At 39.8% G+C, this 20,356-nt stretch carries 17 protein-coding genes; 13 read left to right on the forward strand and 4 right to left on the reverse strand.

Going from position 1 to position 20,356, the window contains the following annotated elements:
* Positions 1-164: 164 nt before the first annotated feature.
* The 7 genes from BLO34_RS02990 to BLO34_RS03020 are packed head-to-tail and all read left to right on the forward strand — an operon-like array spanning position 165 to position 6,345.
* On the forward strand, positions 165-581 hold the full coding sequence (locus tag BLO34_RS02990; protein ID WP_090756384.1) for a response regulator: 417 nt from the start codon (positions 165-167) through the stop codon (positions 579-581).
* Positions 581-1,123, forward strand: coding sequence for a heme NO-binding domain-containing protein (locus tag BLO34_RS02995; RefSeq protein ID WP_090752465.1), 543 nt, complete (start codon positions 581-583; stop codon positions 1,121-1,123). Before BLO34_RS02990 ends, BLO34_RS02995 begins: the two co-directional genes overlap by 1 nt.
* Complete coding sequence (locus BLO34_RS03000) at positions 1,083-3,092, forward strand: PAS domain S-box protein (RefSeq protein WP_231959544.1); 2,010 nt, start codon at positions 1,083-1,085, stop codon at positions 3,090-3,092. The genes BLO34_RS02995 and BLO34_RS03000 overlap by 41 nt, the downstream gene beginning before the upstream one ends.
* Positions 3,093-3,095: 3 nt before the next feature.
* Entirely contained in the window at positions 3,096-4,223 is a 1,128-nt protein-coding gene (locus BLO34_RS03005; protein WP_090752467.1) for an FIST signal transduction protein, read from the forward strand.
* Positions 4,224-5,276 carry a sensor histidine kinase gene (locus tag BLO34_RS03010; RefSeq protein WP_090752469.1) on the forward strand — a complete coding sequence of 351 codons (1,053 nt, stop codon included), beginning with the start codon at positions 4,224-4,226 and terminating at the stop codon, positions 5,274-5,276.
* Positions 5,277-5,594: an Hpt domain-containing protein gene (locus BLO34_RS03015; RefSeq protein WP_090752470.1), complete on the forward strand. Its 318-nt coding sequence runs from the start codon at positions 5,277-5,279 to the stop codon at positions 5,592-5,594.
* A gap of 34 nt (positions 5,595-5,628) precedes the next feature.
* Positions 5,629-6,345, forward strand: coding sequence for a LytR/AlgR family response regulator transcription factor (locus BLO34_RS03020; protein WP_090752472.1), 717 nt, complete (start codon positions 5,629-5,631; stop codon positions 6,343-6,345).
* Between the two features lie 103 nt (positions 6,346-6,448).
* Here BLO34_RS03020 and BLO34_RS03025 read toward each other — a convergent pair whose 3' ends face one another.
* The gene (locus tag BLO34_RS03025) at positions 6,449-8,494 is read right to left on the reverse strand and encodes a tetratricopeptide repeat protein (RefSeq protein WP_090752474.1); all 2,046 of its coding nucleotides are present in this window, start codon (positions 8,492-8,494) and stop codon (positions 6,449-6,451) included.
* A gap of 471 nt (positions 8,495-8,965) precedes the next feature.
* Here BLO34_RS03025 and BLO34_RS03030 point away from each other — a divergent pair, with 471 nt between their 5' ends.
* The 3 genes from BLO34_RS03030 to BLO34_RS03040 all read left to right on the forward strand — a co-directional run bounded on the left by BLO34_RS03030 (position 8,966) and on the right by BLO34_RS03040 (position 11,893).
* On the forward strand, positions 8,966-10,246 hold the full coding sequence (locus tag BLO34_RS03030; RefSeq protein ID WP_090752476.1) for an oligosaccharide flippase family protein: 1,281 nt from the start codon (positions 8,966-8,968) through the stop codon (positions 10,244-10,246).
* Between the two features lie 104 nt (positions 10,247-10,350).
* Positions 10,351-10,647 carry a hypothetical protein gene (locus BLO34_RS03035; protein ID WP_090752477.1) on the forward strand — a complete coding sequence of 99 codons (297 nt, stop codon included), beginning with the start codon at positions 10,351-10,353 and terminating at the stop codon, positions 10,645-10,647.
* Positions 10,648-10,690: 43 nt separating this feature from the next.
* A complete protein-coding gene (locus BLO34_RS03040; RefSeq protein ID WP_090752479.1) occupies positions 10,691-11,893 on the forward strand; it encodes a glycosyltransferase in 1,203 nt (400 codons plus the stop codon).
* 1 nt (position 11,894) lies between these two features.
* On the opposite strand, the gene BLO34_RS03045 is transcribed toward BLO34_RS03040, so the two are convergent.
* From BLO34_RS03045 to BLO34_RS03055, 3 genes are read right to left on the reverse strand one after another with little or no spacing between them, the layout of a single operon-like run.
* On the reverse strand, positions 11,895-13,406 hold the full coding sequence (locus BLO34_RS03045; protein ID WP_090752481.1) for a glycoside hydrolase family 2 TIM barrel-domain containing protein: 1,512 nt from the start codon (positions 13,404-13,406) through the stop codon (positions 11,895-11,897).
* A complete protein-coding gene (locus BLO34_RS03050) occupies positions 13,393-14,631 on the reverse strand; it encodes a hypothetical protein (RefSeq protein WP_172823948.1) in 1,239 nt (412 codons plus the stop codon). Before BLO34_RS03050 ends, BLO34_RS03045 begins: the two co-directional genes overlap by 14 nt.
* Complete coding sequence (locus tag BLO34_RS03055; RefSeq protein WP_090752484.1) at positions 14,628-17,720, reverse strand: hypothetical protein; 3,093 nt, start codon at positions 17,718-17,720, stop codon at positions 14,628-14,630. Before BLO34_RS03055 ends, BLO34_RS03050 begins: the two co-directional genes overlap by 4 nt.
* Positions 17,721-17,891: 171 nt before the next feature.
* On the opposite strand from BLO34_RS03055, the gene BLO34_RS03060 reads away from it, so the two are divergent.
* The 3 genes from BLO34_RS03060 (at position 17,892) to BLO34_RS14535 (ending at position 20,343) form a co-directional block, all read left to right on the forward strand.
* Entirely contained in the window at positions 17,892-18,704 is an 813-nt protein-coding gene (locus BLO34_RS03060) for a dolichyl-phosphate beta-glucosyltransferase (protein WP_090752486.1), read from the forward strand.
* A gap of 27 nt (positions 18,705-18,731) precedes the next feature.
* Entirely contained in the window at positions 18,732-19,700 is a 969-nt protein-coding gene (locus tag BLO34_RS03065; protein WP_090752487.1) for a type I phosphomannose isomerase catalytic subunit, read from the forward strand.
* 493 nt (positions 19,701-20,193) lie between these two features.
* Positions 20,194-20,343: a hypothetical protein gene (locus BLO34_RS14535; RefSeq protein WP_157686638.1), complete on the forward strand. Its 150-nt coding sequence runs from the start codon at positions 20,194-20,196 to the stop codon at positions 20,341-20,343.
* Positions 20,344-20,356 lie beyond the last annotated feature (13 nt).

Consider the following 20,356-nt stretch of genomic DNA (forward strand, 5'->3'; position numbering starts at 1 on the left):
TATGGCTGACCTTTAATATTTGATCTTGTCACGATTTTGAATATATGATTACCACTCGTCGACACTTAAACGTCATCTACCGATACTAAATAGCCCTTTGGACTATAAATGGAATATTGTTAAGGAGATTGAATCCATATTTGTAGGTGCTTAAACCCAGAAATGTGGAATACAAAAAACTCAAAGTCTTACTTATAGAAGATGATACCATCGAAGTAATGAAATTAAAACGGGCCATTGCAAAACTTGAAATGCCACACGATCTTATTGAAGCAAAAAATGGGGAAGAGGCTCTTGAGATTCTTAAGGATAACAGCTCACTGCCAGACATTATTTTGCTTGATCTTAATATGCCACGAATTAACGGATTGGAATTTCTCAAAATATTGAAGAGTGATGAACTGTTACGTTTTTTGCCAACCATCATTCTTACAACTTCCAGCAATAGAAAGGATATGTTGGAATGTTACAAAGAAGGCGTCGCTGGTTATATTCTTAAGCCTTTGAAATACGATGATTATGTAGAAAAAATAAGCACTACGTTGAATTACTGGAGCACTAACGAGTTAATTAAAGGATAATGAAGGGAATCGTATTTACAGAATTTTTGGATCTGGTAGAAACTAAGTTCGGTTTGGAAATGGTGGACACCATCGTTTCAAACGCAGATTTGCCTTCAAACGGTGTTTACACATCTGTAGGTACCTATAGCTTTTCTGAAATGTTGAGCTTATTGGTAAATCTCAATAAGGAAACGGGAATTGCTATCGACGATCTGCTACTGGTTTATGGTGAGCACTTTTTCTCTGTAGTTGAGGATAGCTATTCGTTTTTCCTTAAAGAATTTACTGAGCCTATCGCGATGCTGGCTTCCATAGAGAATCATATTCATGTGGAAGTAAGAAAGATATATCCTGATGCAGAGCTGCCTACCTTTAAGGTAGTGGCGAGAACGGATGATTCACTTGTCATGATATACAAGTCCAGTCGCTCGATGCATTGTTTTGGATTGGGACTTATGAACAAAACTTTTGAGTACTTCCATGCAGAAGCCACTATATTAGTTGAGAAAATAAAAGAAGATGGAACTGAGGTCAAATTCAGTATTCAACAACATGAGTGAGGATAAGATAAAAATCTACGAACGAGCACTTGCTCGTGAAAAAGCTGCTAGGAAACAGGCTGAACAGATTTTAGAGCAAAAGTCAAGAGAACTCTTTGAAAAATCTGAAGAACTACGTATTTCCAACTTGAAGCTGGAAAATCTTTACAAGCAAACATCCTCAGAATTAAAAGGCGTATTTGAAAATATCGTTGATGCTTACGTTGTTATTGACACAGAAGGTAAGGTCATCAAATTGAATCAAGCGGCAGAGAAATTACTGGGATATCATCTAGAAGATGACCTCAATCTTTTTTCACTGGTTTTTCCTGAAGAATTGGAAAGAGCCTACGAAGCCTTCGAATATCTACTAGAGAACTCTTCCCTTACTAATTTTCAGATTCAGATCAGTACTAAAGATGGATCTACTAAAATGGTTCACGTCAATGCGAGCTTAATTCTTAATAATGATGGTTTACCCATAGCAGCTCAAGGTATTGTAAGAGATATTACACAAGAAAAGGCCGCAGAGAACCAACTGAAGGAATCTCAAAACCGACTTTCCACCTTGATCCAAAACCTGGAAAGTGGTATCCTCTTGGAAGATGAAAACAGAGACATTGTCATCACTAATAGCAGATTCTGTGAGTTTTTTAGCATTCCTGTAACTCCTGAACAACTTGTAGGGCAGAACTGTGCAAACGCCGCAGACCAAAGTAAAAGCCTATTTGCAGATCCAGATAGCTTTGTGAAACGAATTAATAGTCTCGTAGAAAAGAAAGTACAAGCACTAGCTGATGAGCTTCAACTAGTCGATGGACGTATACTGGAACGGGATTTTATTCCAGTTTATGAAAATGAAATTTATAAAGGCCACCTATGGGCGTATAGAGATGTCACCTTACGCAGGCGCTACCGTAAGAATATTGAGGTAGAACGCCAGAAGTACCGTAGCATCATAGCAAATATGAACCTTGGTCTTATTGAAGTGAACCTCAATGATGAAATTCTAATGGTGAACCAGCGCCTGGAAGCCATGTCTGGATATAGTGAGGAGGAATTACTAGGAAAAAGAGGTAGTGATATATTGTTGGTTAAGGATGACCAACACGTTTTAACTAATGAAAACAATAAAAGGCTCAAAGGAAGTTCCAATTCTTATGAGATAAGAGCCCGAAAGAAAGATGGTGAGATCCGTCACTGGCTTATTAGTGGCGCACCGCAATACAATATAAGCGGTAAGGTGACCGGTTCCATAGGGATTCATTTAGACATTACTGAGCTCAAAAACCTAGAATTCCAAAAAGAGAATCTTTTAAAAAAATTGGAGAAAAGTAATGATGAACTTCAAGAATATGCCCATGTGGTATCCCACGATTTGAAATCGCCATTACGAAGTATCAACGCGCTTGTAAGTTGGATAAGAGAAGACAATCCTGATAAGTGGACAGAAGATACCAGGCACCATCTAGATATGATAGATACCACGCTTGAAAAGATGGAGCATTTAATTTCTGATGTTTTAGAATATTCGAGCGTTGGCGCAGATAATAATATTAAAGAGCCAGTTGATTTGAATGATGTACTAAAAGATATCGAGACCTTATTGCACATTCCTGAACACATCATATTGGAAATTAAAAAACCACTTCCATCTGTAAACGCTGATAGAATTAAGATTCAGCAGTTGTTTCAAAATCTGTTGAGTAATGGGATACGGTACTGCGATAAGGATCCAGGTTACGTGTCGGTAGACTTTGAGGAAAGTGCAAACTTCTACAAATTTTCAGTTGCTGATAACGGCGTTGGAATCGCACCTGAATTCCATGACAAAATTTTTAAAATATTTCAAACCCTTCATAAACGTGACGATTCAACTGGTATAGGCCTATCTATTGTCAAGAAAATTGTCGATCTGTATAATGGTGAAATCTGGGTAGAAAGCAATGTTGATCAGGGCACTATATTCCATTTTACCTTAGCAAAATAGTATATGAAAACAGTACAGGTACAGCGTAAGAAAAATGAGGATTGGGCATATCTCACTGAGGTAATTCCATTAAAAACACCTCTAGTTCTAGTTTTCGGTAATAGGTTTCTGCTTGAAAACTCAGATTTATATGAAGAAGTTAGGGAGCTTTTTCCAGATGGTGAGATAGTTTTTGGATCCTCCTGCGGTGACCTTATTGCTGGAGCGGTTAATGACGATCATGTAACGATCACCGCCATTGAATTCGAAAAATCCCAATTTGACATTAAAAGGGTAAATATCGTTAATTATGAAAATACGTCAGAAGCTGGAAATGCTGTCGCATCACTATTAAATCCTGAAGGATTACGACACGTGTTCGTATTATCAGAAGGTAGCAGCGTCAATGGGTCTGATTTGACTAAAGGCATGCAATCCATTTTACCTAACACGTTAATTACTGGAGGATTATGTGGTGATGATGATCGGTTTCAAAGAACGTTAGCTTCATACAATGAACAACCAAAGGAAGGTGAGATCATAGTCATTGGTTTTTATGGAAACAGCTTTGAAGCCTCCTTTTCCATTTATGGAGGTTGGAAACCCTTTGGTCCAGAAAGAATTATTACAAAGTCAGAAGGTAATGTTCTCTATGAAATTGATGGAAAGCCAGCACTTGATTTATACAAAAAATACTTGGGTGAAAAGGCAAAGGATTTACCAGGATCTGCATTGATCTATCCGCTGGATGTAAAACTGGAAGGAAACAAGCAGTCTTTTGTTCGTACCATTCTCAACATTGATGAGGAAAAGAACGCCATGATTCTTGCCGGCGATGTACCAGAGAAATCGACGGTACAGCTCATGATGAGTACCATGGATGATATTGCTGCAGCCTCAGAGACTGCAGCGATCAGAGCAATGGAAGGCAGGCAGCAACCACCACAATTGGCGATTCTCATAAGTTGTATAGGCCGTAAACTAGTATTGGATCAACGAGTGGAAGAAGAAGTGGAAGAGGTGATGGACGTAATAGAAAATGATGTCACCATAACTGGAATGTATTCCTACGGTGAAATTGCTCCCTTTTATGGTGAGCGCCATTGCAAATTACATAACCAGACGATGACTATTACACTAATAAGCGAGTAGATGAATCCACTCCTCAAAAGGCAAATAAGAAAATTTCTACCAGCAGATCTTCGGGATAGGGAAGACCTGCAATCGTTTTTAAAATCGATTGGAGATTCTTATGATAATATGGAGGATCAGTTTAAGATGACCCAGCGCGCGATGACGATAAGCTCAGATGAGCTTTTTGAGGCAAACCAAGCGTTGCGCGAAGAAACAGAACAACAGCGCAGATTACTGGAACGACTGGAAGCAGTTATCAATAGTGTCAACACAAAAAATACAGATGAGAATGATGCCGCCGTTATTCCAGAAATTAAACAGGGAAATCTGGCAGACTACATCAGCAATCAGGCAGATCAATTGATTGCTGTCAATAAAAATCAGGAGCGTTTGCTGCAAGAGCTGGCCCTGCAGAATCAGGAGCTAAATGATTATGCACACATCGTTTCCCACGATTTGAAATCGCCGTTGCGCAGCATAGAAGCTCTGGTAAGCTGGCTCAAAGAAGATTATGAACAAGAATTGGGAGATGAGGGCAAAGCACAGATTGAGCTCATTGTCACACATCTGGAAAAAATGGATGCGTTAATTCAAGGTATCTTAAGTTATTCCTCTATTGATAAAGAAGAGCGCAAGGAGAACTCTATTGATTTAAACAAACTTATGAGTGAAACAATTGATTTACTTCATGTTCCACCGCATATTGAAGTGAAAATTCACAACCTACCATCCATTACGGCAGATCGTTTTAAGATACAACAGCTATTTCAAAACCTGATAGGTAATGCCGTGGCTAATATGGATAAAACCGAAGGGCGCATTGATTTGATAGCCAGAAAATTAGATCAAGGTGTTCAATTTGAGGTAAAGGATAACGGTAAGGGCATACATCAGGATTATTATGGAAAAATATTCCAAGTGTTCCAGAAGTTGGAAGATGATTCCATGAGTACAGGCATAGGCCTTTCTATTGTTAAGAAGATCGTGAATTATTATGGTGGTACCATTTGGCTGGACAGTGAGTTAAATAAGGGAACTACATTTTATTTTACACTACCTAAAACCATTTAGATGGAACAGCCCAATCGCAATTATATCAACGAATTATCAGGAGGCAATAAAGAATTTGAAGATAAACTGATTCATGTAATCAAGTCAGAATGGCCCGATGAGGTTGAAGAATACCACGAGAATATGAAGAATTCCGCTTTCGCGAAAGCGGCACAAAACGTACACAAAATCAAACATAAATTAGGCATCGTTGGTCTAGTTGAAGGTTATGAACTAGCGGTGCAATATGAACTCCAACTCAAAGATGGAAACACGATAATGAAAGAGCAATTTCAGAACATTTTGAATGTGGTTACCCGTTTCATAAATGGATTGTAATATGTAAATTGCTGTGAATCCTAAATTCTAAGATTTGAAGTGTATCATAGTAGATGACGAGGTAGCAGCTAGAACGATAGTGAGCCATCTGTGCAGTCAGACCGATAATTTGAAGGTGTTGGAAGAGTTTCCCAATGCCATGCAGGCCATTAAATTCTTGAATAAGAACGAAGTGGATTTGATATTTCTAGACATTCATATGCCAGATTTTACAGGCTTTGACTTTATCGATACGCTCAAAAATCCGCCTAAAATCATCCTGACCACATCAGATAAAAACTTTGCGATAGAAGCTTTTAGCTATGAATGTATTGTCGATTATCTGGTAAAACCCATCACGTTACCTAGATTTCAAAAAGCCGTACTCAAGGCAGAGAATTTTGTAAAACCCACAGAAGCCGCACCTTTATCTCGCAACACTTCTAAAGCAGATCCAGCAGAAAAGGAAATGTATGTAAACATCGATCGTCGATTGATTAAAATTGAGTTCGATAAAGTCTATTTGATAGAAGCTAAAGGTGATTACATTCTTATCAAAACAGAGGATAAAAACTACACCGTGCATTCCACGCTTAAAAAAATACAAGAAAAGCTACCAGACAGCAGCTTTTTGAAAGTACACCGTTCCTACATCATCAATTTTAGAAAAATCATTGATATCGAGGATAACAGCGTGCTCATTGCAAAAAATGTGGTGCCCATAAGCAGGTCCAACAGACCTGAATTGATGAAGCGTTTAAATCTCTTGTAAATCGTTCACTGATAGGTTTTTATGATTCTAGTTATAGTTAAGAACAAAAAACCGCAAAAACCAATAGTTTCCATTGACCCAGAAAGTCTGGAGAAAGACTTCCTTAGAACTTGAATAAAGGTCCATCTAGTATTTGCCATCTCAACTTGACGCCTAGCTCCATGAACTCAAAACCGGCTGCTGTCGCGCTCGCTGTGTTGCTGTATTTTCCATAAGTACCTGCCTGAAATCGCTGGCTTATCGCATAACTCAAATTAGCTTCTAGACGATACAAAGTTGTCGCCTCTTCATCTTCTATGAATTGATATCCACCAGCTGCGTTAGCGCTGTAGGTCCAGTTTTCTGATGTACCGCTAAAGTCTGCAAAAAGCTCTACCGCTTGATACTTTGAAGGGCTAAAGTAAAGGGTAGGCACCTGATCTTTGTAACTCAAGTACTGGTAGTTCACACCACCTTTTAGCGCTGGTGACTTCGTAAAGGTGTAGTACAACGATGTGAATAATAGATTTCTCGAGTTTCCATCCGTTTGTTGTGTGTGCATTAAACCGGTGTACCAGCCCAGATTGATGTTGGTTCCCATATTGTAATTGAGCGAGTAGTTGTTCATAAAGATCTTCTCGTCAATCAAGTCCGCATTAAAGTTTTGCAGTTCACGGCTGTAGCCTACTTCCAGATATTGCAACGCCCATGGTCTTGATTTTACAAAGACAGACCCATTGACATCAGTATAATCATTTTGATCTGCGTTAGCTTTTACAAAACCCAGCGTGCTTTCTACCCAAGTATTATTATGAACGCGGTAATGCGCTCCAATGGAGGCATTGGTATTGTATGCCATGGAACCATTGCCTGTATTTTCTGTAGTTCTATACGAATAATTAAAAACAGATCTGAATCGGTCAGAAAACGGAATCACTGCGTTAACACCTGCAGCATATGCCTCATTATTACCATTATCACTGGTGTAGGATCCTATCGTATTCAAAACAGGAGCGAGTCCATTTCTCAAGGCTGCCAATAAGGCACGAGCATCTGGCTGATTCGGATAAAAGCCCAGCGTTTTCAAGGCGTAATTTCTAGCAAGATCCAGATTTCCTTGTGCTCTATAGGCGTTGGCGATGCCTAGGTTCCCGTCAAATGAGGTGCTGTCTTTTTCAAGAATAGCTTTGTAGTAGGAGATACTTTTGGCAAAGGTTCCTGTGTACATTCCCAACGTCGCTTTCAATGCGTCCAGTCTATTGCTCGTGCCACAAGCCGCTTCTGTGCTGGCGATGACTTCTCTTGCTTCTGGATACTTGTTGTTCCAGATCAAGGCTTGTATGTAACGTTCGTTAGCTGCTAGCAACGTCTTTTTATGGGTTACGGAATCTTGTTGGAATTTCGCTTTCGCGAAAGCGGAACCTTCAACAGCATATTGCAAGGCGAGTTTGTCCTTTTTCAGTAGATGAGCCACCAGCGATTGACCTGTTAACAGGCTCAAACTATCTGCCATGCCTGAGTATGTTGTGGCAGCTAAGTCGTAATTCTTAATAGCGATGTAGGCGTTAGCTAAAGCATTTTGAGTATCTGCATCTTTAGGGAACAGCGTGAGGTTATTTTTTAGAGTGACGATGGCGTCATCCACTTGCTCATTGGTGATTTGTTGGGAAGCTTTGCCCAGTTGCATGTATTTTTTAGAGATGGCAGCGTTCTGGTTCTTAGGTTGCAATTCCAGTGCGTTGTTGACGTATATGAGAGCGTTGTCGTATTTCTTAAGATTCGATAAGGTATTGGCATAACCCAATATGGCTGGGAAGCTGGCGGAATCTTGCTTTACAAGATTTTCATAAACACCTTCTGCCTCTGCGAAGTCTTTGTTCCATAATAGGGATTCGGCATAGTTGAGTGCTACTTCAAAATCGGTTGGGTAATCCTTTTGAAGCTCAATAAACAATCTTTTTGCCTCTATTGTTTTACCGCTTAAGCCTAACGCTCTACCATAACATAGACGAGCGGTTTTGTTTTCTGGATGCTTTTCCAGCACTTCCTCAAAAAAGTCCCGAGCCTGAACATAATTGCCTTGTTCCAATAATTGGAAACCGGTGTTCATGTCTTGGGCAAACCCGAAGCTTGCGATGAATACGATTGCTAAAAAACTAATGATTTTCATGTTCCTTGTTTTACAATAGCAAGGTAGAACCGGTTTGCAGTGCAGCAATCGGCAGGAAAATACCACTCGTCTACACTTAACGTCCATCCAAAGAACTTGAGGGCGATCGATAGGCATTTAGGCAAGGTAAGCTGCCTGAAAGTGCTCCTATTTTATGGGTGCCGCCTCTAATGAAAATCTACAGATACCTAATCGTTAAGGCCTGTTTTGCTTTAAAGAGTCACAGACACCATTCATCTACAGTAAAATTCTGCTCATCGAAATATGATCGCCATGGCTGGGAACCATCCACATATTTGCATCAGTAATCTAAACCCCATCGCTATGCAAATGACCGTCATACACTCAGCCACACACTTGAAAGTGGTACACCAGAACAAAAAACCTAGTAAAGACTGCCAGTTACAAGTAGTGTACAGAAAAGCGGAAACTCCACTTCTTTTTCTAACCATCGCTTAAAAAACTACTTCAATGACTGCCATCATACTCAAGCTTAAAAGAACTTTATCACCCCAACAAATATTCATGGCGAGCGCCTTTATCGTGAATGCTGGCAATTATGCCTATAATCTCATGCTAGGCAGATTGCTGGGACCACGTGCTTTTGCAGACGCCGTTATTCTCATCACATTGTTGCTGGTGTTGTCCTTTGTGGCTATGACCTTTCAACTTACCGTCGCAAAATATATGGTAGAACTGCACAGCAGGAACCAGAATAATTTTATCCAGCAGGCTTATAAATATGCGCTTATGTTCGGCTTGGTGCTTGGTGCTGCGGTCGTCATTTTTGCTCCAGAACTGCAATCACTATTTCAAACCGAATCCAGTTTGATGTTCACCATTTTTGGTGCGGCCGTACCGCTCTACTTTATCATGAGCGTCAATCGTGGTAAACTGCAAGGTGATCAATCCTTTGTGGAATTATCGATGACGTATCAACTCGAGATGCTTTGGCGGTTGGGACTCACTTTTGCATTTCTTTTATTTTTATCGATCAATCCTGCAATTGCCGTTTCCATTTCAATCGCTATCTCTTTCATTGCGGGACTGTTTCCTTTCAAAAAAGTACGCAGAGCCTCATTTTTGAAATTTGATCTCACCGTAGCAGAGAAGAAGAACATTTTGCGATTTTTTCTTCTTACCGCTTTTTATGAACTGACCCAAATCGTTTGCAACAACAGCGATATTTTAATGGTCAAGCATTACTTTGACTCTTATGATGCGGGACTATATTCATCACTCGCCTTGATAGGTAGAGTCGTGTATTTCGTTACCTGGATGTTCGTTATGTTGTTGCTGCCAGCGGTCATTGAATCGCGTAAGCAAGGAAAGAATCCCGTTCCGGTTTTGAAAAAATACGTGGGTTACATAACGGCATTGTCAGCAGTTATCGTGAGTTTCACCTTTTTATTCCCAGAATTTGCCGTGCAGTTATTATTCGGTGAGGAATATTTGAGCATCGCACCCTTATTGGGCTGGTATGCTCTGGCGACGTCCTTTTTTGCGGTCTCTAACATATTTGCCTATTATTTCCTGTCGTTGGATCATTACAAGCCTGTTATCATTGCGGGAGTTTTCGGTTTGCTACAAGTTTACGCGATCAGCCTGTTTCACGATTCCTTATTTCAAGTCACCATGGCGCAGGTGCTGGTGATGTCCTCATTGCTCATGGTGCAGTTAGGGTATTTTATGATCCACCATGGCTATCTCAAAAAAGCTAATCGGCTGGAATCTACCACTCATCTACACTAGTTGTCCATCTGTCGTTTTTAGTCCGCTTTCGCGAAAGCGTAACCCCATATTTGCACTGTCAAACAATTAAACATCATCATTTTAACCTCATTAAAACAAGTATCATGTCACTAGAAATCAACAGTATCGATGGAGTCATCTGCATCAAAGGAGAAGTACAAGCCAGTAGATTGTCAGAGCTCAGAAATTATGTAATTACAGCGCTAAAGTTTGAAAATAGACTCGTGGTCAACGTGTCACAAGTGGGTCGAGGTCAGACGTTGTTACTGTTTTTATTGCAACAGATCAAGGATGAATTAACCATCGATAAATCACTCATCTTTTTTGGGAAGCCAGAAAGTAACGTCAAGAAATTATACCAAGAATTGAACAGCCCAGCCAACTACTATCAAGCTGCTTAAAACACCACCAAAACTCAACTATTCACCTCAAAATAAGGAAATTATGAAACTTGCCATCGTCACCGCTTACCCGCCTAGTAAAGTAACCTTGAATGAATATGCTTATCATTTGGTCAAACACTTTCGTCAGCAGGAAGAAGTAACAGAACTCGTTTTACTCACGGACACTACACCTGAAGATGCTGACCTAAATTTTGAGGAAAATGGATGTAAAATAACAGTCAAACAATGCTGGAAATTTAATTCCATGCGGAACGTAATTTCCATCGCCAAAGCCATTAATTCCAGCCAGCCTGATGCCGTATTGTACAACCTACAATTCATGAAATTTGGCGATAAGAAGATTCCAGCTGCATTAGGCTTGTTCTCTCCATGGGTAACCAAATTAATGAAGGTGAAAACGATTGTTCTTTTGCACAACATCATGGAAGCTGTCGACTTAAGCAGCGCCGGATTTACCGAAAACAAATGGAAGGCCAAAGTATTCAATTTCATTGGTGAAACGCTTACTAGAGTAGTGCTACAAGCAGATCAGGTTGCAGTGACGATACAGAAATATGTGGATATTCTTGAAGAGAAATATGCGGCAGACAATTGTATTTTGATTCCGCATGGTACGTTTGAAATCCCAGCCGAACCAGATTATATTTTGCCAGAAGGTCCTATGAAGATTATGACTTTTGGAAAATTTGGGACCTACAAAAAAGTAGAGGTAATGATAGAAGCCGTAGAGAAAGTACGACAGTCCACCGGCAGGGATCTTGAAATCGTGATCGCAGGAACAGATAATCCCAATGTACCTGGATATTTAGATAGCATGAAGGAGAAATACAGCCACGTTCCACAACTAACTTTTACCGGCTATGTAGAGGAAGAAGAAGTTCCCGTGATATTTAGAGAAAGCGCTATGGTCGTGTTTCCTTACACTTCTACTACGGGAAGTTCTGGAGTGTTGCACCAGGCAGGAAGCTATGGTAAGGCTGTTGTGATGCCAGATCTAGGAGATCTAAGCACACTTATGAAGGATGAAGGTTATATGGCTGAATTGTTTCTTCCATCAAATGTGGATTCACTGGCCTTATCCATCAAAAAATTCGTTTTAGATACCGAATATAGAAACCATGTTGCCAAGGTGAATTATGAAGCTGCAACCGCAATGCCCATGTCAGTAATTACAAAAAAGTATATTCATGCTTTTGAAGGTCAAGGTGCGATTAAAACAGCAGCACTAAAAGTTGCAGCCTGACCTATTGATCCTTGAAGGATTGGTAGCTAGGTTTCTTCTTCCCATCCGTAGCAATAAGTCCAAAGTGCTTTTGCTTATTGACACGCCATGGTCGGGAACCAGCAACGCTGGAAGGAACTTCTTCAAAATCGTATAAGGTCCAAGAGAGATAGTTGATGCTGTCTCTCTTTTGCGTTGTAAAAAACTCCGTGTATTTCTCGGCTTGATCTTCTTTATCCATCCCAAACGGATTCCAAAAACCATGATAGCTAGACCAACCTATTTCTTGTAAAACAATAGGTTTTTTGGTTTTTGACTTCAATTCTTGATGCGTTTTGGACAAATCTTCTAGATCCTTATAATAGTGGTAAGAAACCACATCTACTTGATTTTCTAAATTAATTGCCGCGGCAGCTGTTGACCAACCTATAGTCACTGGATGGATGGAATCCATTTCTTTTAATCGCGTCATGGTTTGTGAAAGCCATGCATTCACCTTGCGTTTTTCTCGAGATTTATAATCCAGATCAGGTTCATTTTTAATGTCCCAAGCATAAACGGCTGGATGGTCTTTAATGTGATCTACAATATTTTTAAGGTAGGAATTAGTCAAGGTCCAGTCTTGAATGCCATAATCACCGTAAAAGTCAAATAGGGTGACCATCACTTTTAAATCGGCTTTTTCTGCCTGATCCAATAATATCTTGAGTCTTTGCATTTTCTCATTGGAGTTTTCGCTGATTTTGAAATCTTTATAGCTAAGGAATATTCTGATGGTATTTAAGTTCAAGTCTTGAATAACCTTAAAATCAGTAGCGATTTGTGAGGAGTCAAAGTTTTCTCCAAAAGTATCCCAAGGACTGTCTTGCGGGTAATAATTCAATCCTGCTAGGTTTTTGATTTCATCAGAAATTACTAAAGCACTTTCTTCAATGGGATGCGTTTCCAATAGTTCAAAATGACGCACTCTCCAGAAACCATCTTCCAACAATAGAATGATGCGATAATCATTATTAAATTCTCGTTGGATAATAAATTCATCATTTTGATAGAGCTGTTCCACGCCACGTACTTCACGATCGGTTAAAACCGCTAGTGTACCGTCTGCGCTGTAAAAGTCTAGCGTGAGATGATGGCTCAAGGTAGTAGATTCAATACTGATGTTCTCACCTGCGTTGTAGGAAATGAGTTCGCGTACCTTAGCTCTGGCGCTTTTGGTATAATGGTCATAGATTCCAGCATCATCACCAGTCAACAGAGCCTGATTTTTCACAAACCAAGCGTCCAGATAATCTTGTTCTATTTTATCTTTATTGGCTGGTTTCATTGGTCTTCCTGGGTTTTCAATAGATTTCCAAACGACCTCAGGCACGTAGTAATTTTCCCGTTCCAGATCCAGATGTAACATGGTAGAACGGTCGGCTCCCGTATTCAAATAGGCCAACAGCTGACTAATCCCGAAGAGGACTCCAGAAAATAGCGCCAGAAAACCCGCCACGATCAATATGCGATACAAGGCTTTATTCTTTTTCAAGCGATCCTATTTTAGAATTTTTGGTCAATCCCAGGGTTGTGATGGTGATATTTTCATTTCCATCGACGGCATCATCAAGAACAAAAGTTGCTATTCCTTTTTCTGTGAAGAGAATATGAGTCTTTCCTGTTAATTCAATCCTAACTTGAATTCCATCAGGAATAATCTGGCCTAAATGGCTTGTTAATGGTCCCACAACGATAGTTTTCTTATTTCTTAGTTCCACAGGTATATCGTCAATGATGGAATTGAAGGTCACTTGCAAATCGGGACTTTCGGCTATTCCTTGAATCAGTGCCTTGACGTTCCATTTGGTAGGTGTTTGTGGATGTATCGCTTTCGCGAAAGCGTATCCATTAATCGTACTTGCTACCGTCTGCCACTGGGAACCTGTAGCATCGCTCATAAAAAATTTGACCAGCGTGCCGTCCGTCATTACATTGCCGTGCTCGTCTTTAATCTGCGATGTTTTGAAAGTGGATATCTCGTTACCATCTGCATAGGAATGGTTCTGATCCAGCTCAAGCTGAAAATCCACCGCAACATCAGGAAATACATCAGCAACTAACTCCAACGAAGAAATATCGTTAAGCGTACTGCCAGTACTGATCCTACCGGTAGTAAGTGGTGCCTGTATGCGTTGCCAGGCAAAACCCTTATCCAATTGAAAAGGCGTTCTAGTGATCTGGTTTTTAAATTGATGATTAAGCGAAACCTGAGTACCATCTGGCAACATGTTGTCCAGCGAATCTGTAGGGATGGCGACCAGCATGGTATAATCTCTCACATTTGCCACGATGCTGCGAGGTCCCAGATAGTTTTCCAGCGCACCAAGATTCTCAGCGCTGGGTAACAATTGAAACTGCCCTTTCTGAATACTATTTTGATCTAGAACCAAATTCCATTGCACAACGCCAGCGCGTTTCGCAACAGTCGCAGGAAGTTGGAAAAACCATTTTTCATTGCTCTTTTCAAGTTTCAAAATAGTGGTACCATAAGTTCCAGAAATTATCAATTGGAAATTTTCTAATTCTGCCAACCCAGAATTCAAAACCGAAATTGAAATTCCGTCAGATCGTACTTCCTGATCTTCTGGAGCTTGAATCTTGATTTTTGCATTTTTCTGTGAGGACAATTTATTCGCTGTAACAGTGTTCCATGAAATTGCTATGCAACACATGACGAGCAGCAAAAACAAACCGATATAGACGTGTAGCTTTCTCATTCGGGATTCCCTATGTAACTGTTAGGCGTAATAGAAATATAGCCAAATGGCGAATTCTTTAAAGGGATCAATCGATTCCTCAGACCGATATCACTACGATTGGGCACCACCTTATCTGAAATACTTTGATTAGGCAACCCATTAACGGAAACGTTTTCTAGACTTGAAGAAAGCACTTTTGGAACAATCATGTCCGAAATGTCAATTTGAAATTTACGCTTGCGCTGCTGGCGCACACTCTCATCAACATAAACCGATTCTACCGATAGAAGCTCTTGATTTGCATCGTAGTAACTAATCAATAGTTGCGGTATCGTGGCCGCCTCAATACTGGGGTTGAAGAGAAAACCATTGATGAGGTGCTCGTTTTGTTCCACTTGTGAGGAAGCAATGGCTTGATACAGATCTGTTGTAGCTACATTAGCTACCACTTGAACTTCAAAATTAACGGGTGTATCACTCAGGTCTATTTTTGTAAATGCTGTCGGGTCGTAGGAAGCTGGTTTTTTAGCTTGATTACTAGCCCACGCGATATCCTCAAAATTGACACGGTAAGGTGTGGTTTCCTTTGCGAGTAACTTGTGTTTGATGACATCCTTTGCATTGAACTTTGCTAATGGGTTGTTATCAATATCATACAGCGTTCCCGTAACTGAAATATCTGCTGGAACATTATCTACATTTTGAATCTCACCTATGATGGCATATTCGCCGTCGACAACCACCATTTTAGCCGTTAAGACTTCTACCACAGGTTGTTTGAGCACATCTTCATGATACGTTTGCTCTGAGGTTATTTTACGTTTGCCGTGATTGTAAAACTGTGTATTGCTTTGTATTACTAGTTGCTCTGGTGGTACGTCTGGATCAATGGTTTTAGGTTTGATATACCATTTGTTATTAATCTTCTTAAGATCTATCGTGTCGCGAGTATCAATGACCTTGAGCGGTGTGACCCAGTTGGCTTTTACAAATCCGGTAGCGGTACTATCTGTTTTAGAGGCGATATCTATAGCGATTTCATCCAGTTTTGCATAGGAACTTAGCAGACCATCAGACACTGAAATCTCTAACATAAATTGAGAAATGGATTTATCTGCATCTGGATCTAGATAAGAATAAGCGCGTTCAAATTCCTTGAAATCCAATGCGTCGTAATAGGCAAGGACGACATTTTCTGCACTAATCTGAGTTGAGTTTTTAAGATAGAAAATATAGAATCCTATAGCCACGCACACTGCCACGATTATAAACCAAATGATTGAAATGTTGTAGAGAGGTCTAGGCAATGGGTTGTAGATGGGAGCAAATCCCATATAGGCAGGAATTTTCTCTTTGCTGCTCTTTAATGAGCGTGTCCACATCGATCTGAGATATAAGAGTAGTGCAATGATTATGGTTAGAAAGGGAATGGTTCCCCACATAATTTTTTGAAATAGAGGTACATTATCTTTGGGCAAAATACTGGGTAACGGCGCTATTCCTGCCTTTTCCCAGACCATGATTCCGTTTTCAAGCAAACTCAATCGATGCCAGCCCGTAAAGTAGAGTAGTGGATCGTAAAATTTATCGTTGGAAAACACATACTTCAAATGGTACTTTTCAGGAACAGTCAGAAACTGTTGTAGCGATCCTATGCCTTCAATACCTCGATACTTGGAGTTTTCTAAACGCTCCACCGCTCTTGATGTAAGTTCTGGCAATCTCCTGGCGCTGTGGTAGTCGCCATCAACAGTCGTTGCTTTAGTCTGCGCAGATAGCCACGCCATTTGATCCCCAAAACCTAGTGGTAAGTAACGCCACATGTCATGATCATCTTCATTTAAGAAATTGACGATAGGCAGCATGTTGATCTCGTCAGGCTGGCTGGGTCTGAATTTACCTAGTGTGATTGTAAAAATGGCCAGAAATATAAATAGACCGGCGAGCAGTCCGCCAGACAACCGGTGAGCGAGGCTTCCCCATTTGCCCTGCAGATATTCTTTATAATCACCTTCCACAAACCGATAGCAAAATTCGCCAAAAGCAGGTAAGGCCATGATGGATGCCCACAAAGTGAATCGGTCTAGCGTCAGGATGTTAAAAGCGTTTTCACCCAATATCTTTAACGGAATAGGTGTAGTACCGCCAGTTCCTAGTACGGACAGCAAAGTGAATGAGAATCCAAAAAACAGTAATCGCTTGCTGTAATATCTGTAGTAGAAGTAAGGTAGTAGGACGAGTAAAAGTCCCCATGGAATTACGAAAAACACCAATCCTGAAGAGGTCACCTCGAGAAAGTTATCGCGAGACCCATGAGGTATGGGAACCTGTGTGATTGGGTTGTTTTTGGTATTGATCCAGTACGGTAGGATGCACCCGACTATCAGAACGAGTGAGCACGCACCAAATAGGATAATGCGCCTCATGTGCTGCCATAACGCTTTCGCGAAAGCGAAAAAGGTCACCTCTTTATTACTATTTACTTTTTCTCTGGTAGCATCCATCACCGCCATACCTATTAAGGGAAAAATGAAAAATGCCATTCCAAAAATGGGCGTCACGTGATGGGATGTCACCGTAACCGCTAGTAAGGCCAATGCTTTAAATAGATGCTTGTAACGTGCTGTCTTGATCCATAAATAGATTTCTGGCATCGCATGCATCAACAGGGATATTCCAATGATGCTGGGCAGCTGACCGAAAATGTGTAGCGTTTCAACAAAGGACGATGAGAATACTGCTAGCAATGCTGAATAACCAGCAACCTTTTTATTGGGTATCAAGACCTCGGTAAATCGATAGACTCCTGTAATGAATAGGACGATGGCGATGAGCGCGACCGTAAACATCCCAAATTTAAGTCCACCTATCAAGGAAAGAGCACCTATGGTTTGATGCACCAGCGGTGGATAACCCATCACTGTAAAACCAGTATACCAGCTATAATTCCACGGTTCAAACCAGCTGGTCGCATAATGGTTTGCAAAGAATAAATGAATGAGTGCATCATAGGTTTTCTCCAGAGTAAAAAACATGGAAGTACCGTGAAAAACTACACCTATGAGTATGGCTGCAATCAGGTATTTATTGGTTTTTACACTATTCATTTGAAGCGCCTTGAAGGGCTATGTTTTGACAATCCGAAGATAGAGTATTTAAAAAACTGACCGATCTATCGATAAGCGGTTTCCGTCTACAGAAATCTTCCACTGACCGAAAACCAACCTCTGTCAGCCCTTACCAGCTCTAAGTTTGTGTCATAATTAAAACGAACTTTTATGAAAACTGGAATCATCATACCATGTTATAACGAGGCAAAACGAATCGATCAACAGGCGTTTATCGACTTTGCAACCACTCACCAAAACTATCATTTGTGTTTTGTGAATGATGGTAGTACGGACAATACCAATGATGTTCTTGAAAAGATGCAATGGAAATCGCCTTACAATATCAGCATTGTTGATGTTAAGAAAAATGCAGGTAAGGCAGCAGCGGTAAGATCTGGATCCCAGTATATGTATGGAATTCCAGAAATCACATCGATAGGTTTCATCGATGCAGACCTTTCTACTGATTTCAGGGATTTTAAAGACCTTGTAAAAACGTTACATAGAGATGAAAAGCTCATGGTTTTTGGATCTAGAAATACAGGTAAGACTTCAGGTATAGAGCGTGATCTTGTACGTGGGCTGATTTCAAAATTCATAAAACAATTCATCCTGCTTATTCTAGGATTGCCTATAAGAGATACACAATGCGGTGCCAAGGTATTTAAGACAGAGGTTATCCCGATGATTTATTCAAAGCAGTTTGTGAGTCGATGGTTATTTGATGTAGAAATTTTCCTAAGGTTGAAAAAGACATTTGGCAAGAAGAACATCATGCAGAAGATCGTCGAACAACCCTTAATGCGATGGGTACATGTGGATAACTCTAAGCTGGGATTGAAGGACTCCATCAAAATACCTTTTAATCTAGCTCAAATATGGCTCAACTATACAATCGCTTATTCAGCCAATGAGGTCGCTACAGACCAAGCTTTTGGTCTACCAACAGAAACCTTAATTACACAAAGAAAAGCAGCATAATTCTTTTAACTTCTTAAACGCATCATCATGAACATCTATCCATTAAAATTTGAACCCATTTTACAAGAAAAAATTTGGGGCGGTTCCCGACTTAAAGATTTATTCAATAAAAAAACCGATAAACAGAATGTCGGCGAAAGTTGGGAAATTTCAGGAGTTGAAGGGAATATCTCAGTAGTTGATAATGGTGTTTATAAAGGCTTATCTCTTGTTGAAATGCTTAAAACCCACAATAAAGATTTAGTGGGATCTAAGAACTATGATCGTTTTGGCGATGAGTTTCCGTTACTTATTAAGTTCTTGGACGCCAAAGAGAATTTATCAGTGCAAGTTCATCCAAATGATGAGATTGCTAGAAAGGATCACAGTTCCTTCGGTAAGACGGAGATGTGGTATATCATGGATCATGAAGAGGATGCAGAGATTATCGTTGGTATGAAAGACAAGCAGGCAGATACAGAAGTTTTGAGAACAGTAGGAAAGGACAATGTGTACGATATATTTGAAACGAGCCGCGTTAGTAAAGGAGACGCTTATTTCATTCCAGCCGGAAAGGTGCATGCCATAGGTGCTGGAGTAGTAGCTGCAGAAATACAGCAGACATCAGACATCACCTACAGAGTTTACGATTGGGATCGTATAGATAATAGCGGTAGTAAACGAGAATTGCATTTAGACCAATCTATAAATTCAACCAAAGAATTTGAAGAAGAAAGCAAGAAGGATTTTAAGGTAAAAGCAAATGAAATTTCTAACGTTGTCAACTGTAATTATTTTACCACTAACATTTTTCAAGTGAATCATCAATTTGAACGTGAATATTCAAATCTCGATTCTTTTGTAATTTTGATGTGTGTCGAAGGAAGTTGTAAAGTTTCAATTAATGGATGTACAGAATCTGTTCAAACTGGAGAAACTATTTTACTGCCAGCAACTGCAACTAGCACCCATTTTTCTTCCAGAGGAGCCAAATTTATGGAGGTTTATATTGCTTAGAACGCTGCTTGTATGCAAGCCACTAGTTTTGTAATCCTCTGTTTATTTGCCGATGCAGAATATTGAATGTGTTGATATTATTGGGATAGAAGCCTTATGGGTGGATGATAGGTGTACTTTATATCGAACAATTTATCAATTACTTCATCTTGTATTTACTCCAATACAATAGGACTCTAATATTTAGGTTCACAATGAATAAATATCTATCAAACTTGATAAATTGATATAGCATTTTCGAATTTTTTGCTGAAAATATGGGGACCATTTGGTGATGGATATATTATATACCCCCAAAGGGGTATTTTTTGATAAATCGAATGGTTCTATATTTATCTTTTACGTTCAATTAGTACTAATAAGCTTGTACAGTAACAATTATCCTATGCTAATTTATGAAGTAATTGCAGATGAATTATATAGAAAACATTAAGAATAACACGTAAAAAGACAACAACGAATTTATCAACATCATGCCCTGAAATTACTGATTTTGCTGAATCAAAAGGAAATTGAAACTCAATTATTAGAACAACAGCGAATAAGGGATTCTATATTTCAATTAGAGCAAGGGAAACTTGATGGACAAATTGATGAGTTAAGAGCCATTAGAGAACGTCTTGAAAATGAGACTGATAAATAATCACTATTTTAGA

It is taken from the genome of Nonlabens sp. Hel1_33_55, assembly GCF_900101765.1.
In the GTDB taxonomy this organism is placed as follows: domain Bacteria; phylum Bacteroidota; class Bacteroidia; order Flavobacteriales; family Flavobacteriaceae; genus Nonlabens.